This is a genomic window from Psychromonas sp. CNPT3 (assembly GCF_000153405.2).
GTDB lineage: Bacteria > Pseudomonadota > Gammaproteobacteria > Enterobacterales > Psychromonadaceae > Psychromonas.
Genome location: NC_020802.1, coordinates 1098727 through 1113275 on the forward strand (window position 1 = coordinate 1098727; position 14549 = coordinate 1113275).

The 14549-nt window shown below is 37.2% G+C and carries 17 protein-coding genes; 15 read left to right on the forward strand and 2 right to left on the reverse strand.

Annotation, left to right across the window (positions count from 1 at the left end; translation table 11 throughout):
* Positions 1-133: 133 nt before the first annotated feature.
* The 4 genes from PCNPT3_RS04900 to PCNPT3_RS04915 all read left to right on the forward strand — a co-directional run bounded on the left by PCNPT3_RS04900 (position 134) and on the right by PCNPT3_RS04915 (position 2706).
* Positions 134-616 (forward strand): DoxX family protein, encoded by a 483-nt coding sequence (locus tag PCNPT3_RS04900; RefSeq protein WP_015464757.1) that lies wholly within the window; start codon positions 134-136, stop codon positions 614-616.
* Between the two features lie 74 nt (positions 617-690).
* The gene (locus PCNPT3_RS04905) at positions 691-1095 is read left to right on the forward strand and encodes a DUF1801 domain-containing protein (RefSeq protein WP_015464758.1); all 405 of its coding nucleotides are present in this window, start codon (positions 691-693) and stop codon (positions 1093-1095) included.
* A gap of 55 nt (positions 1096-1150) precedes the next feature.
* Positions 1151-1855, forward strand: coding sequence for a hypothetical protein (locus PCNPT3_RS04910; protein ID WP_015464759.1), 705 nt, complete (start codon positions 1151-1153; stop codon positions 1853-1855).
* A gap of 161 nt (positions 1856-2016) precedes the next feature.
* Complete coding sequence (locus PCNPT3_RS04915) at positions 2017-2706, forward strand: aspartate/glutamate racemase family protein (RefSeq protein WP_015464760.1); 690 nt, start codon at positions 2017-2019, stop codon at positions 2704-2706.
* Positions 2707-2809: 103 nt separating this feature from the next.
* On the opposite strand, the gene PCNPT3_RS04920 is transcribed toward PCNPT3_RS04915, so the two are convergent.
* Positions 2810-3694 carry a LysR substrate-binding domain-containing protein gene (locus PCNPT3_RS04920; RefSeq protein ID WP_015464761.1) on the reverse strand — a complete coding sequence of 295 codons (885 nt, stop codon included), beginning with the start codon at positions 3692-3694 and terminating at the stop codon, positions 2810-2812.
* A gap of 164 nt (positions 3695-3858) precedes the next feature.
* Here PCNPT3_RS04920 and PCNPT3_RS04925 point away from each other — a divergent pair, with 164 nt between their 5' ends.
* The 6 genes from PCNPT3_RS04925 to PCNPT3_RS13515 all read left to right on the forward strand — a co-directional run bounded on the left by PCNPT3_RS04925 (position 3859) and on the right by PCNPT3_RS13515 (position 9837).
* Positions 3859-4824 (forward strand): TDT family transporter, encoded by a 966-nt coding sequence (locus tag PCNPT3_RS04925; protein ID WP_015464762.1) that lies wholly within the window; start codon positions 3859-3861, stop codon positions 4822-4824.
* 205 nt (positions 4825-5029) lie between these two features.
* Positions 5030-5194 (forward strand): YqaE/Pmp3 family membrane protein, encoded by a 165-nt coding sequence (locus PCNPT3_RS13780; protein ID WP_041771258.1) that lies wholly within the window; start codon positions 5030-5032, stop codon positions 5192-5194.
* 103 nt (positions 5195-5297) lie between these two features.
* Positions 5298-5672 carry a hypothetical protein gene (locus PCNPT3_RS04935; protein ID WP_015464764.1) on the forward strand — a complete coding sequence of 125 codons (375 nt, stop codon included), beginning with the start codon at positions 5298-5300 and terminating at the stop codon, positions 5670-5672.
* Positions 5673-5842: 170 nt separating this feature from the next.
* Positions 5843-6259 carry a GFA family protein gene (locus tag PCNPT3_RS04940; RefSeq protein WP_015464765.1) on the forward strand — a complete coding sequence of 139 codons (417 nt, stop codon included), beginning with the start codon at positions 5843-5845 and terminating at the stop codon, positions 6257-6259.
* Positions 6260-6531: 272 nt separating this feature from the next.
* The gene (locus tag PCNPT3_RS13510) at positions 6532-8076 is read left to right on the forward strand and encodes an endonuclease/exonuclease/phosphatase family protein (protein ID WP_015464766.1); all 1545 of its coding nucleotides are present in this window, start codon (positions 6532-6534) and stop codon (positions 8074-8076) included.
* Between the two features lie 207 nt (positions 8077-8283).
* Positions 8284-9837 carry an endonuclease/exonuclease/phosphatase family protein gene (locus PCNPT3_RS13515; protein WP_015464767.1) on the forward strand — a complete coding sequence of 518 codons (1554 nt, stop codon included), beginning with the start codon at positions 8284-8286 and terminating at the stop codon, positions 9835-9837.
* A gap of 256 nt (positions 9838-10093) precedes the next feature.
* On the opposite strand, the gene PCNPT3_RS04955 is transcribed toward PCNPT3_RS13515, so the two are convergent.
* Entirely contained in the window at positions 10094-10648 is a 555-nt protein-coding gene (locus tag PCNPT3_RS04955; RefSeq protein ID WP_015464768.1) for a GNAT family N-acetyltransferase, read from the reverse strand.
* A gap of 450 nt (positions 10649-11098) precedes the next feature.
* On the opposite strand from PCNPT3_RS04955, the gene PCNPT3_RS04960 reads away from it, so the two are divergent.
* The 5 genes from PCNPT3_RS04960 to PCNPT3_RS04980 all read left to right on the forward strand — a co-directional run bounded on the left by PCNPT3_RS04960 (position 11099) and on the right by PCNPT3_RS04980 (position 14548).
* On the forward strand, positions 11099-11470 hold the full coding sequence (locus PCNPT3_RS04960; protein WP_041771417.1) for an MliC family protein: 372 nt from the start codon (positions 11099-11101) through the stop codon (positions 11468-11470).
* A 225-nt stretch (positions 11471-11695) separates the two neighbouring features.
* Positions 11696-12604, forward strand: coding sequence for an alpha/beta hydrolase family protein (locus tag PCNPT3_RS04965; protein ID WP_015464770.1), 909 nt, complete (start codon positions 11696-11698; stop codon positions 12602-12604).
* 62 nt (positions 12605-12666) lie between these two features.
* Positions 12667-13308 carry an MOSC domain-containing protein gene (locus PCNPT3_RS04970; protein ID WP_015464771.1) on the forward strand — a complete coding sequence of 214 codons (642 nt, stop codon included), beginning with the start codon at positions 12667-12669 and terminating at the stop codon, positions 13306-13308.
* Positions 13309-13577: 269 nt separating this feature from the next.
* Positions 13578-14204 (forward strand): DUF1294 domain-containing protein, encoded by a 627-nt coding sequence (locus PCNPT3_RS04975; RefSeq protein WP_015464772.1) that lies wholly within the window; start codon positions 13578-13580, stop codon positions 14202-14204.
* Positions 14205-14254: 50 nt separating this feature from the next.
* Positions 14255-14548: a hypothetical protein gene (locus PCNPT3_RS04980; protein WP_015464773.1), complete on the forward strand. Its 294-nt coding sequence runs from the start codon at positions 14255-14257 to the stop codon at positions 14546-14548.
* The last annotated feature ends 1 nt before the right edge of the window (position 14549 follow it).

The window sequence follows — 14549 nt, forward strand, 5'->3', positions numbered from 1 at the left end:
AACGAGTGAGATAAATAGGGACGTTGATGGCGATCACGGTTAAGGCAATATAAGGTTATACGATTTTCTATCGCTCTTTGGATGCACACGCTATGATTAATGGATACTGCAGTTATGAAATCAGGATGAAATCATGCTAATGCTAATAATTATTTTTTTAATATTATCTTCGCCACTCGCTTTGGCTTTTGTTTATGCAAAATTTAAAAAATTGCCTGTTGATATTAATAAATATGCTTGTTGGGGTTTAGGTCTGGCATTTATATTTTTCTTTATCGGTCATATCGTAAAAACGGATGGAATGGTTGAGATGCTTCCTCCGTGGCTACCTTTAAAAGTGACATTAATATATTTTACGGGTGTTATCGAATTATTAGTGGGCATCGCTCTGTTCATACCCAAGTGGCAGACTTTGGCTGCAAAAGTGGGGATCTTTCTTTTTGTGATTTTCTTTCCCGCTAATATATACGCAGCTTTAAATAGTGTTGGGCTTGGTGGGCATCAGTTGGGCCCGGTATATTTACTGATACGAGCGCCATTGCAAATGTTATTGATTGCATGGGCGTACTTTCTTTGTGTAAAAAAACAGGATCACAAAACAAACAAGCATACGTAAATGCTTAGCCAAGCATTAATTCCTTTGGTATTAGGTATTAGGTATTATCTGTTTTGCAAAGCAGGAGGTCTTAAATGGAGATGATGGTAAAGAAAAAATTTGAAACCTATCCCAAACACATTGCCGTTTTACTTGGTAATATACGTGATCTGATTTTGAGTGTTGCTAAAAAAGATGATCGTATTAAGATAACTGAAACGTTAAAGTGGGGTGAGCCGAGTTATATTTCAAACATTGGTACGACGATCCGATTTGATTGGAAAGCTAAATCGCCACAACAATACTGTGTTTATTTTAATTGTAAAACATCCTTGATTGAAACCTTTAAAGAAGTATATGGCGATACATTTATCTATGACGGTCACCGCGCTATTATTTTTAAAATAAATCAAGAGCTACCATTAAAAGAGTTATCTCATTGTATTTCGATGTCATTACGTTACAAAAAAATCAAACATTTGAATCTGCTGGGTGCATAGATATATAACACTAAATTTAAAATGACCGGCTACACACATAGGAAACGTTTCTAGTATGTCTGAACTTAACACGTTATATTCTAAAATGTGGACCGACTCTATTGATAAATTTAATACCAATACTTGTGTCGTCGACCCGTTAATTCACTATCCTGCTGATTTGCGGCGTGGCATTACAATATTGTCTTATTTTGATCAGTCAGTTGGCGTTAATATTTCTAATTTCTTAGCGGAATTAAAAACGATTGAACCCCATCAGTATTACTATCCCCAAAATGAATTGCACCTGACCATCCTTTCAATTATTAGCTGTATCACAGGGTTTAAACTATCAGATATTGAGGTAGAGGCGTATTGCGATGTATTTAAAGAAACGCTTAAAAATATGGGTGGATTTAAAGTTCAATATAAAGGAATTACGACCTCATCTTCTTGCATTTTAATTCAAGGCTTTCCTGATATTAAACAGTTAAAACACCTAAGAGATTCATTACGGATAAACTTTAAAAAAGCAAAACTGCAATCAACTATTGATTCAAGATATAAAATAATAACGGCGCATAGTACGGTTATGAGGTGCTTAACGCCCTTTGAAAATAGCCATAACCTTGTGAATATATTGCATAAATACAAAAATCATGACTTTGGTACACTCGACGTTAATTCATTAGAGCTTGTTTTTAATAATTGGTATCAAAACTTAGGCATAACTAAGCATTTATCGCGTGTTGAACTTAAGACTCGCGCTATAGTCGTATAATTGCAAAGGAACTAAAAAACAGATCCGTCTTGCTTGTTAACATTATCCCTACCAGCGTAGACATGAACTTAATTAATTCCATTGCTATGAGTAGCCATTTTAAAAACCAATAATGGGTTTTAAGCGCGGTGTTATATTATAAATTTATCCGGTGAGGTTTTATGAAAACAATTGGTCTTTTGGGTGGAATGAGTTGGGAAAGTAGTGTTGGGTACTATCAAGCAATCAATCAAGGTGTCAAAGCGTCACTTGGCGGTTTACATTGTGCAAAAATTGCAATGTATAGTGTTGATTTTGATCCGATTGCAAAATTACAGCATAGTGGAGATTGGGAAGGTACCGCAAAAATACTTATTGAGGGGGCGAAGAGTGTTCAAGCCGCCGGTGCAGATTTTTTACTTATATGCACAAATACAATGCATAAAGTCGCCCCACAAATAGAAGCCGCTATCGATATTCCATTGTTGCATATTGCAGATGCGACGGCCGACGTTCTTGTCAAAAAAGGGATCAAAAAGGTAGGGCTGTTGGGCACTGCTTTTACGATGGAGCAAGACTTTTATAAGGGGAGGTTGCAGAACAATTCTGGTTTAACGGTTATCGTCCCGGATGAAGCGGATAGAAAAATTGTGCATAATGTTATCTATAAAGAACTTTGCTTAGGCAAAGCGATGCCGGCCTCTAAAATAGAATACTTAAGAATTATCGAGTCTTTAGCTGCGCAAGGCGCTGAAGCGGTTATTCTTGGTTGTACTGAAATTGGCATGCTGGTGGATCAATCTGATACCGAGATAACACTGTTAGATACAACAACTATTCATGCTCAAAAAGCGGTTGAGTGGGCAATATAACACGCTCCGAAAACAGTGGAAGGAATCTAGCAATCAGTTATATTGTTGATTGTTTCTGCTTTTAATGGGCACTTGTTGAATATTTTATAGCGCTTACTATTGCTTACCATTGCTTACAAAAAGCCATGAATTTTTTTATCAGTGGGCTTTGGTATTTATTTTTATGGATGACTAAATAAAAGGTGCGTGGCATTTTAACCGGTGTTTGAATTAAACTTACCCTACCTGCTGCGATAGCATGCTCGGCTGCAAGGGTAGATAAGCATCCTAAACCTAGCCCTGCGGATACACTGTTAATGAGCGCCTCCGTTGAATTTAATTGTAATGCTAAATGCCATTGTTTAAGCGTTGGCGCTAATGTATTAATAAAGCACTGTCTTGAGCCTGATCCTAATTCTCTTAACACCCAGTCACTATTTTCTAAATCACTGCTTTTAATGTTTGTTAGCTTTGTTAAAGGGTGATCATTGGCGCTAATAAGACACATTTCATCGCTGCTAAAAGGAAGAAAAATAAGATCATTATGCTGGACTTTACTTTCGATCAGCGCTAAATCGAGTTCAAAGTCGAGTAGTTTTTGACAAATGTTTGTTGAATTGGAAATAGATAGGTGCTGAGAAAAATGCTGTGTTTGTTGCCTAAATTGACTTATCAAGTAAGGGCTGATGTGATTGCCAATCGTATTGCTACTGCCAATTTTTAATTGACCTGTTAAGGGATGATCATCACTAAACAAATGCTTAATATCCATTGCTCTACGCAGTAACTCATCTGCTAAAGGTCGTAACTTCTTACCTTCTTGATTGAGTATGAGCCTTTTATTAACCCGATCAAATAAAGGCTGGCCTAACTGTTTTTCAAGCTCTGAAAGTGCCATGCTAACCGCTGCTTTTGACATAAATAGGTGCTTAGCCGCCGCAGTTAGCGTGGTATGTTGGCTGATTGTATTAAATACACTCAGTTGTTTGAATGATATATTTGGGATCATGATTTCACACCTAATAGGTTATAATATGACACACGAAAGTTGTTCAGTTAATTTTAACTATTATTCATTATAATTGGATATAAGTAAACGTTATGCAAGGGTAAAATAAACTTAATATGAAAGCATTTCAATAAATCTGATTTAAAGTATTAAGTGAGAATACGATGATAAAAAAAATAAAAATTAAATTAAGCTCGGTGCCCACACCCATGGCCGGATTAGCTTTGGGTATTGCAAGCTTAGGTTGGAGTTGGGAAAATATCGCTCATTTACATGGCGTAGGGCAATGGACGAGCGCAATGATCGCGAGTGTGTTGTTAATTATTTTAGCTCTCAAATTTTTATTACTTCCCTCTACATTAAAAGAAGATCTGAGTCATCCCGTGATTGGTAGCGTGATCCCGACATTCACCATGGCGATAATGATCGTTTCCAATTCGTTAGGGCAGTTTTTTCCCCGAGCGGGAGATATATTATGGCTATGTGCGATTGGGCTACATATCGTCTTTTTAATGAGTTTCATTTATTATCGCGCTAAGTCGTTTGAACTGCATGATCTGCTACCAAGTTGGTTTGTGCCTCCCGTTGGAATTATTGTGGCGAGCGTTTCTTTTTCAGGTGATCCTCAATTATATTGGGTAGCGCATAGTGCACTCATTTTTGGAATGCTTGCTTATGCCGTTATGTTACCAATTATGCTTTACCGTTTTATTTTTACATTTAATATTGCGGATAGCGCTAAGCCGACATTGGCGATATTAGCCGCGCCTGCGAGCTTATCTTTAGCGGGGTACTTCACACTGACAACCGATCCTTCTCCCATGATCATTGCTTTATTGTTTGGTATCGCGGTGTTGATGACGAGTGTTACGTATTTAGCATTATTGAAGTTATTGAGGCTACCATTTAGTCCGGGTTATGCCGCTTTTACCTTCCCTTTAGTGATTGGTGCAACCGCATTATTTAAGATGGTAGCTTGGATGCAAAGTAAAGAAATGCTCATTGAATATATCCAGCAGATAAGACTGTTAGCGATAGGGGAACTCTTTATTGCGACCATTATTGTTATTTATGTTGCGATCAGGTATTTATATTTTTATCGGCCTAAGGCTACACCTCTCATTATTTGAAAAGATTTTGAAAGAGGCATTAATATCAGGTTACTATTCATTAAACGCGGTAAATATAATAATAATCGTTAGCATCACCTCGTATTATTTTTAATTTATCGCGATCTCCAAGCAGATTGATAATTAACTTCTATAATTATAAAAATTTGTAACATTATGTTACCTATACTATTAATTTAAATTTTACCTTCTAATAAAAAAGAGAATGCATATGAATAAAGTGATATTAATTATACTTGCGATACTACTACCACCTGTTGCTGTTTTCATGAAAAGTGGGGTAGGTAAAGATCTTCTTATTAATATCGTATTGTGCTTATTATTTCTATTTCCGGGTATTATCCACGCGGTGTGGATATCAACAAAATAAGTGTTTATTTCACTTTTAAGCTAATAAAAACAAGTCGATATATAAAGGGAAATAATGAACTTAATTTATCCCGATAATATATACGTCTATGTTAGGTTGTCAGATGCCACATGTAGAAATTAAATATTCAGATAACGTGGAGATAAATACGAATGATATCTTCGATCTCATCGAAGATATCATTAATAAAAAAGATCCCAGTGCGGGAGAATGTAAGTCAAGAGCTTACCCTTGCGCAGAGTATAAATACTCCCATATCCTAGTCATTGTCTCGTTATTAACGAAGCCACACAGAGATGAAAAATTCACGCATCAATTAAGCCATGAACTTGAGCTGGCAATTAAAAATCATCTTAAACAAAGCGTGTATTTTTCGCTGAGTATCGAATACAGCTTAGCTTATTACACCACTAATATTCATCTTGTAGAGGGTGATATATTGAGAGACATTACTCATACTAAAAAACTTAAAAAGTGATCCGTATTATTTGTTGAAGTTATCCCTCCCTGCGTAAAACAGGATGACGAAATTCATTCCACTGCTATAACTCGCGATAATATGGGCGCTATATATGGATCGTGAATTTAGAAGCGCTGCATATAATCAAATAAAACGTTATTGTCCGTCCTAATAAGGGAATTATCTAAATGATTAAATCTGAAGCTAAATGTCTTTGTGGCGCGGTAAAAATTACCGCTGAGGAAATTGATCCCATGTTTACCGTTTGTCATTGTCAATCGTGTCGAACTTGGGGAGGCGCCCCCTTTTTTGCGGTTAAATGTGGCACAAAAGTCAAAATTGAAGGCATAGACAAGGTCAAAATGTATGAATCGTCATCTTGGGCATCTCGGGGTTTTTGCATCGAATGCGGAACGCATTTATTTTATAAGCTCAAAGAAAGCGGTGAATATAATATGCCTGTCGGTCTTTTTTCAAGCTTGAAAGGCTTAAAAATGGATATACAATATTTTAGTGATGTTCGCCCTAGTTATTATTGTTTTTCAAATGAAACAAAAGAGATAACAACGGCTGAAATTATGGCTTTTTTTGCCTCTAAAATGTGATAGAAACTCTTTATAATCATCAAGGCATCAAAATAAATAATGAAAAACCCCATCTAACCTATGCACAAATAATGATAATGTATTATTTATCATTATTTGTGTGAAAGTAGCAAAAAAATGGTTACACGTTATCTTCATATCTTATTATTTAATACAAAAAAATAACGGCCACGGCACAATGTCGCCTTAATCCCACTCATTTAAAATACGCTGTCATATTGGTGAAATATATATTCTTTATCATAATGTTTTTTAACTGAAGAGTATTAATAATGAAAAAAACACTGCTTGCTACTATTATTATCTCCTTATTAACAACTGGTTGTGATAGCTCAAACGACACCGAGCCAATGCCAACGCCAACGATTAAAACCACGGAGTTAACCGTGCTTACGGCAAATGTTTGGAATGAATTAAGCCATGACTATAACGATGCAATCGAAAATCCTGAAGGCAAAATCGCCTATCTACTTGCTGTTGATGAAATGAAAAATGCAAAGGCCGATATAATATTACTTCAAGAATCGGGTGGAACAAGTGCGCGTTTAGCTGAAGATTTAAATATGTATTTATGGCAAGGCTCTGATGTAATAGCCGACACCGCTATTCTCTCTAAATACCCTATCATGGAGGTATTTGACAATACATCAAGTCTGAACAGTAAAGATGAGTCTGACACTGCACGTCGCGCAAATGTAGGGGTTAAACTTGATGTCAACGGGCGTGATGTTGTTGTTTGGTCTAATCATTTAGATTATACGCACTATATTAATTATGATGCGCGTGGGGGAGATGGGGTGACTTGGAGTGCTCGATTTGGCTGCGTACAAGTGACCGATACTGATGAGCTATATCGTAAAAACATGGCATCGAAACGTCCGGCACAAATTCAGTATGTGATTGATAATGTCAAACCGTTGATCCATTCAGACACGCTTATTATTGTGGGCGGCGATTTTAATGAGCCCTCAGGGCTTGATTGGACGGATGCGACTGAAAGTATGTTTGATCATAAAGGGGTGAGCTTTAATTATGAAAGCAATAAACGTTTATTAAATGCAGGGTTAACGGATACTTATCGAGAAATTTATCCTGATCCAGTGACCCATCCTGGTATTACTTGGCCCTATAACAATGAAGATAGTTGGATGGATACAAAGAGTTATCTCCGTCAATGTGGGCGCTATCTTGATGATCGAGATCGTATTGATTTTATTTATTATAATGCGCAAGCAACAGGTGTTAAGTTATCTGCGAGCACCGTAGTCGGCCCTTATAGTAAGGAATTTTTTAAGCCTGTTGATGATAATGATTATAGTCAATTACAAGATATACATGAGGGGCTTAACATTGATGAGGATGGAAAATCACATTACAGTAAACGCCAATGGCCGTCTGATCACTTATGGTATAAAAGCGTGTTCTCGCTACAAACACAAGCGATATCGACAACGAAGATACAATATTTTACCCCTCAATTTGAGCATGTGACTTATGAAAAACAAGATCATGATATTAAAATATCCTTTAATCTCACGCATCTTGATTTATGGAATAACGAAATGAATTATATTTTTGAGCTCACGCCTCGTTATCAACATGCAACATTTGATAATAACTTACAAACTCAGCCCTTGAGAGAAAAACCATTGGCTGAAGATGTGGTGAATATAATGCTTAATGAGGATTCGTTAAATCGTTTAATAAAAGATAAAGCAGATTTGCAGATCCGTTACACGGTATCTGAAAATGTGGATGGTTATCATAAAATTTATGCAGTAAAAACTATCCCTCTTTCCACTTTGATAGCACTGTAACAGAAATGATCCCAGTATCTATAATATTGGGATCATTGTTGTGTTGTTACAATGAAAATCCATAAATTTAGTTTCATATCAACAATGGCTTATTTTATTATATTGCACATTTAATTAATTTCGTGACGCACTTAAAGTACGCTGTCATCATATTGAAATATGCAGTCTTTATTATTTTGTTTTATTTTAAAATAATGAGAATTAACTGTGAAAAAGACACTTGTAGCAACGATAATTATCTCTCTATTAATGACGGGCTGTGATAGTTCAAGCGAGACTAATGGCTCCCACAAAGATGAACCGCCAACTCTGGAACACAAAACATTCACGGTACTCACTGCAAATGTTTGGAATGAATTAAGCCATGACGCTAAGGATGCAGTTGAAAATCCAGATGGGAAAATCGCCTACCTACTTGCTGTTGATGAAATGAAAAATTCAAAAGCTGATGTCATTTTACTTCAAGAGTCTGGAGGAACAAGTGCGCGTTTAGCTGAAGATTTGAATATGTACTTATGGCAAGGCTCTGATTTTATACCCGATACGGCTATCCTTTCTAAGTATCCTATTACTGAAGTCTTTGATAATGAAAACAAAAGTATTAGCCGAGACGATCTGAGTCGAGGTAACCGAGAAAATGTAGGGGTAAAACTGAGTGTAGATGGTCGAGATGTCATAGTTTGGGCGAATCATTTAGATTATACGCATTATGTTAATTATGAAGCGCGTGGTGGAAACGGCATGACTTGGAAAGCGCGAAAAAATTGCCTTGCTATTACCGATACGGATGAACTTGATCGTAAAGAGATGGCATCAGAGCGACCGGCTCAAATTTCCCGTGTGATTGAGAATGTTAAACCTTTCATTGATTCTGATACCCTGGTTATTATTGGGGGTGATTTTAATGAATCGTCGGGGGTTGATTGGACTGCCGAGACGACAGATATGTTTGATCATAAAGGTGTTATTTATGATTACGAAACGCATAAACGCTTATTAAATGCAGGGCTCACTGATAGTTATCGAGAAATTTATGGCGATCCCGTCTCTCATCCAGGTATCACTTGGCCGTATAATAATGAAGACAGTTATACGGATGCGCGGAGTTATATCCTTGAATGTGGCCGCGCGCTTGATGATAGAGATCGTATCGATTTTATTTATTATAACGCACAAGTAGCAGGTGTCACATTATCTCATGTTGCTGTGGTAGGGCCTTATAGTAAAGAGTTTTTTAAATCGGTTGATGGTGTTGATTATAGTCAATTAGAAGATGTACATGATGGTGCTTACATTGATGAGGGTGGTAACTCGCATTATACAAAACGTCAATGGCCGTCAGATCACTTATGGTATAAATCTGTCTTTAGTCTGCAGACAGAAGGCGCAACAACTGTAAATCCCCACTATTTTACCCCGCTATTTGAGCGGGTTAAATATGAAAAACAAGGTAATGACATTCAAATATCATTTAATTTAACGCACCTTGATTTATGGGAAAATGAGATCAAGTATATTTTAGAAATAACACCGCGTTATCAACATGCAATACTGGGTAAAAACTTGCAAAAACAGGCACTTCTTGAAAAACCCTTGGCAGATGAACGCATTAATATGTTGATCACTGAGGACACGCTAGCGCGCTTAAGAAAAGAAGGTCAAGATTTGCAGATCCGCTACACCTCATCTTCTCTTATCGGTGCTTATCATAAAATGTATGCAGTAAAAACAATCCCTCTAGATATATTGAACGCACTGTAGTTAATATGATATTAATACGATTTTTGGTCGCAACACTTTAAAATCGCTATTATTAAACGTCAAAAAGTGAGCGATAAATTAGCGCGCTTTTTGACATTGTTGGGGCTTTTTAGAGATAGGCATGGCATTCATTGATGATTTATCGGTATATTTGAATGTTTTTCATAAAGAATAAACATTACAGAATGATACTCATAATAGATGATTGCTAACGTTTCAATGGCGTAATATTTTTAACGCAGCGTGATATTAAAAATTAAAGATCAGATGCCAATGCCACTTCATTTTTTATGCACAGCGTCATCGTAAGTTCTGAAACTGATTTACCATCAATGCGATAACAATCTGCCATTTCAGCAATGATTTTGAAGCCACATTTCAAATATAAGTTCTTAGCTGGGAGGTTGTTTGCAAGGACATTTAAATCAAGCCAATCAATACTGTTAGTCTCCTTACAAAAGGTGATGATTAATTCGATTAGTTTTACGCCGAAGCCTTGTTTTCTTACGCTGCTATCCACACCTATACCTAACAATACGTGATGGGAATTGTTTGAATGGCGCAAATCGATGTGACCCAAAATATGGCCTTGAGCGTCTTTTAGCAACCAAAGTTTTCGCCAACCTGTTTTACCCACTTTATATTTAAAACCATCTCTAAACTTACCGCGAAGTCGTTCTGATACTTGGCTATGCTGTTTGGAAATAGGCTGAAAAATGGGAGTGTCGTCGGCCGCATTATCTAAAAGTTGTACCTCTAAATACTCAAAGAAGAGCTCTAAGTCCGTTATTTGTGCCTCTACTATTTCCATGTGTACTCCTGAATTTATAACAAGTGCTTTAATTTGATGCGCCATAAGGGACGTCTCATCGGTAGATCGTATCGCTTAACTTTATCATAGGATTGAGAGTTGAGACTTATGGTTTTTACAAATTCCGCAAGCGTTTAGACTATAAATAAAATGGTTAATTAACAAAGAGAGCTAACACTTTAAAAATATCTCTGTCGAATTGATTTTACTCGGAGCACTTCAGTGAAAATTGGAAATTACGAAAAGGATTTGATTAATGCATTGAAAGAGATCCTGTATTTAGAGCAAGAAAGGGGAGGGGGCATTAACAAAAAAGAGTGAAATCTAAGTCATTTAACGAGGCGATAGCGTCTTTTAATTGTTTTTTTTGAGAAAAAGGCGTAAAACATTGCCAAACCGATGCTCACTTATGGTGGCCGTAAATGGCATATCAATCAATGGGATACTAATATGAAAATTTATAAATTCTTGACGTTAGCTTCAATCTTTCTCGTTTCTGCTTGTGTCAGCACCCCTAAGGATGATGCGGATATAAAGCAATCGGCTACGCCGCCAGCATTAGCGCTTACAATATCTCATTATCGATGTGAAAGTGGTGCATCTATTATGGCAAGTTACCCCTCTTTTGATTCGGCTAACATACAATATAAAGGACGTCGCTATCACTTGGAAATCGCAGTTTCTGCGAGTGGCGCACGTTATGTGGGTGGTAACTTGGAATGGTGGACAAAAGGCTCTGCTCACGGATCTGAGGCTTCTCTTTTTGAGCATGTCGAGGATGGGACCTCAGGTGACAGACTTGAATTTTGCACTGAATTATAAGCGCATTTTATTGATATAAAAAATGCCTCAGATGAGGCTTCTTTTAGCTTGGACCTCGACTCAGACATTACTTTGGTGTGTTTCTGTCTTTTTAGTTGTAACTTGCGGCAGTGCTCGCTACGCTGGCACATTAATAGTTAAGTATAATAGTGAGCAGAAATAAGGGTATATTTGACGATATAATGGGCTTTTAATGCGATAAAGCATAGACAGGATCATAACGAGATGGTTGTTGAACAAAAAAAATCTAATTCAAGTGATTGGGTTGGTAGTAAAACGGTCCAAATCACCGATAACATTGAGCATATCAGTTTTGATACGTGGTTGTTATATCCCTGTATAGACAAGCCTCAGAGCGTAGATGTTGGGCCTTATTGCATCAATGTATGCGCTGATGGGCGCATAGCAAAAGGAGAATTCCCCTTAGTTATCATCTCGCATGGTAGTGGGGGATCGCACTTACTTTATCGCTTAATAGCACTGCATTTAGTGAAAAATGGCTATATTGTCGCTATGCTCAAACATCACGCTAATAATCGAGATGACAATTCACTTGCGGAGCAGGATAAAAATCTAACGTTACGTACAAGGCATATCCGCTATGTTATTGATACGTTGCTTAGCGATGAACAGTGGATGGACGTTATAAACCCTCGTAAAATTTTTATGATTGGTCATTCGATGGGAGGCTGCACCGCACTTGCTCTTGCTGGGGCGACCCCTTGGTCTCAACATCGATTAAAAATCGACGTTTCTAATGATAAACGGATCCGGGCATTGGTGTTATTGGCACCGGCTAGCGCATGGTATCAGCATCCAAATTCCTTTGTTAATGTCAATCTACCCATGTTAATTTTTTCAGCTGAGCACGATGTGATCACGCCCTTTTGGCAAGCGGATTTAATAAAACAAAAGGTTAGTAACAGCGCGCTTGTTGATTTAAAAGTCATCAAAAATGCAGGGCATTTCTCATTTATTTCGCCTTTTCCTGCGGGGATGGTCAATAAAAACTTTGCAGCATCACAAGATCCTGAAGGCTTTGATCGCAACGCTTTTCATGATGACTTGAAAAAAGAGATCTCTGCCTTTTTTAATAACCAACTAAATACAACCCACTCTGTTATTAAAGATTAAAACGCCATTCTTTTATGTGTCATGATTGTTGTCTGTCACTGTCTTTATCTGTTGGGATCTTCATGAAAATAATATCTACAAATATTTCAAAAGTAAAAACCATTATTCACAATGGCAAAGAAATACGAACCGGCATCTTTAAAGAGCCAACGTCTGAGGAAGTGGTTATTGGTCAATTGAACATAAAAGGTGATGAGCAGGCCGATCTTATTCATCACGGTGGTGAGCATAAGGCTGTGTACGCATTTTGCTCTTCTCATTATGCTTATTGGCAAAAAGTGCTAGGTATTGATAATTTATCGAGTGGTATATTTGGTGAGAATTTTACCATATCAAATTTATCAGAAGCGCATCTAAACATTGGCGACCAGTTGCGCATAGGAACTGCGTTGCTCGAAGTTAGCCAGCCAAGAGTGCCGTGTTTCAAACTGGCTATTGCACTTGATAATAAAAACATACTGAAACTTTTTACGCAAAACTACTGTACGGGTGTTTATTTTAGAGTGTTAGAGGCGGGGGTTGCAAAAACCGGTGATAGCGTCGTAATTGAAAAAAAATCGACACACGGGATCTCCATTAAAACGCTTTTTCAGGCGTACTTTGATAGTAAGTTTGTAGACTCAAAACATATATTTACAAAAGCCTTAGCGTTAAAAGAACTGGCGCCAGAATGGAAAGAGAAGCTAAAAAAACGATTAGCTTAAAGCGGGATCTTAACTGCGCACTAAAAGAGAAATACGTAGCTTTAGGCAGATGTTTTTGCGTGTTAAGATAAGTGTTTTGCCCTTAAGTTTATGATATTGTTTAATATATTAATTTGTAGGGCATAAGCTCGGACGCGTCATATAAAACATTAAATGAGCAGAAACTGAGGGGGTAAGCACACCCCGACAATTCATCAAAGACAATAATAAGTTTGATAACTTGGGGATGGCGTAATAGGTAATGGTTGGATCTAAAAAGAGAGGAATAAATGAGATCGCAAGGTAAAATTTTAAACTGGAATGATGATAAAGGCTTTGGATTTGTGGTTTCAAATGCGGGCGGTGTAAGCGCTTTCGTACATATAAAATCTTTTCAAGTAAATGCGCGTCGCCCCGTTAATGGTGATGTTATTACCTATGAACTCGTACAGGGAAATGACCAACGCTATCAAGCCAAACAGGTCAAGTTTTTAAATGACGCGGTTAATACACGTAACAAAACAAGCTCTGTCGGTACTGTATTTACCCTTATGTTTTATCTTGGGCTGTTTTTATCGGTGCTCATCGGAAAATTACCCTTTATCATATTAGGCCTCTCTGTTTTTATGAGTTTGCTAACTTTCATTGCTTATGCCTTTGATAAATCAGCTGCACAAAAGGGACGTTGGCGAACACAAGAAAATACATTACATTTATTTTCTTTACTTGGTGGTTGGCCAGGGGCCTTTGCTGCGCAAAAGAAATTGCATCATAAATCAAGTAAGCAAGCTTTCAAGCGAGTATATGGCATCACTGTCGTTTTGAATGTAGGGGTTTTATTTTGGCTACAAACGGCAACAGGGGCAAACGCTCTGCATCAAGTATTGATGCTACTACGCAAGATCAGTTCTTATTAGTTGTATATTAATACGCCTTTAATTACAGGCGAAAGAATCAAAGGGATCCTATGAGTCATTGTTCAGAGTTCGCTATTTTTAAAGTCTCTAAAAAAAACATCCCAAGAGTTATCGCCTTGAGTTTATTGATTATTCAAGAAATAAATGCCTCGGAGAAAGTGGTTATCGCTCATGAAATTTTACAAAAAACAGATCAAGAAGAAGAGTTATGCTGGCATCTTACTTGGGTGAATCAAGAGGCGGTGGCATTGATCGCTAAAAAATGGTCATCTTTTCCCAGTAGTAAAGAGTTAGAGTCGCTGGTGGGCGAAAAACTTTATTACGGCCATTTTATACGTATGTAAT

Coding starts and splice junctions, on each gene's coding strand:
- PCNPT3_RS04900 (WP_015464757.1), top strand. CDS start 134: ATGCTAATGCTAATAATTATTTTTTTAATATTATCTTCGCCACTCGCT.
- PCNPT3_RS04905 (WP_015464758.1), top strand. CDS start 691: ATGGAGATGATGGTAAAGAAAAAATTTGAAACCTATCCCAAACACATT.
- PCNPT3_RS04910 (WP_015464759.1), top strand. CDS start 1,151: ATGTCTGAACTTAACACGTTATATTCTAAAATGTGGACCGACTCTATT.
- PCNPT3_RS04915 (WP_015464760.1), top strand. CDS start 2,017: ATGAAAACAATTGGTCTTTTGGGTGGAATGAGTTGGGAAAGTAGTGTT.
- PCNPT3_RS04920 (WP_015464761.1), bottom strand. CDS start 3,694: ATGATCCCAAATATATCATTCAAACAACTGAGTGTATTTAATACAATC.
- PCNPT3_RS04925 (WP_015464762.1), top strand. CDS start 3,859: ATGATAAAAAAAATAAAAATTAAATTAAGCTCGGTGCCCACACCCATG.
- PCNPT3_RS13780 (WP_041771258.1), top strand. CDS start 5,030: ATGCATATGAATAAAGTGATATTAATTATACTTGCGATACTACTACCA.
- PCNPT3_RS04935 (WP_015464764.1), top strand. CDS start 5,298: ATGCCACATGTAGAAATTAAATATTCAGATAACGTGGAGATAAATACG.
- PCNPT3_RS04940 (WP_015464765.1), top strand. CDS start 5,843: ATGATTAAATCTGAAGCTAAATGTCTTTGTGGCGCGGTAAAAATTACC.
- PCNPT3_RS13510 (WP_015464766.1), top strand. CDS start 6,532: ATGAAAAAAACACTGCTTGCTACTATTATTATCTCCTTATTAACAACT.
- PCNPT3_RS04955 (WP_015464768.1), bottom strand. CDS start 10,648: ATGGAAATAGTAGAGGCACAAATAACGGACTTAGAGCTCTTCTTTGAG.
- PCNPT3_RS04960 (WP_041771417.1), top strand. CDS start 11,099: ATGAAAATTTATAAATTCTTGACGTTAGCTTCAATCTTTCTCGTTTCT.
- PCNPT3_RS04965 (WP_015464770.1), top strand. CDS start 11,696: ATGGTTGTTGAACAAAAAAAATCTAATTCAAGTGATTGGGTTGGTAGT.
- PCNPT3_RS04970 (WP_015464771.1), top strand. CDS start 12,667: ATGAAAATAATATCTACAAATATTTCAAAAGTAAAAACCATTATTCAC.
- PCNPT3_RS04975 (WP_015464772.1), top strand. CDS start 13,578: ATGAGATCGCAAGGTAAAATTTTAAACTGGAATGATGATAAAGGCTTT.
- PCNPT3_RS04980 (WP_015464773.1), top strand. CDS start 14,255: ATGAGTCATTGTTCAGAGTTCGCTATTTTTAAAGTCTCTAAAAAAAAC.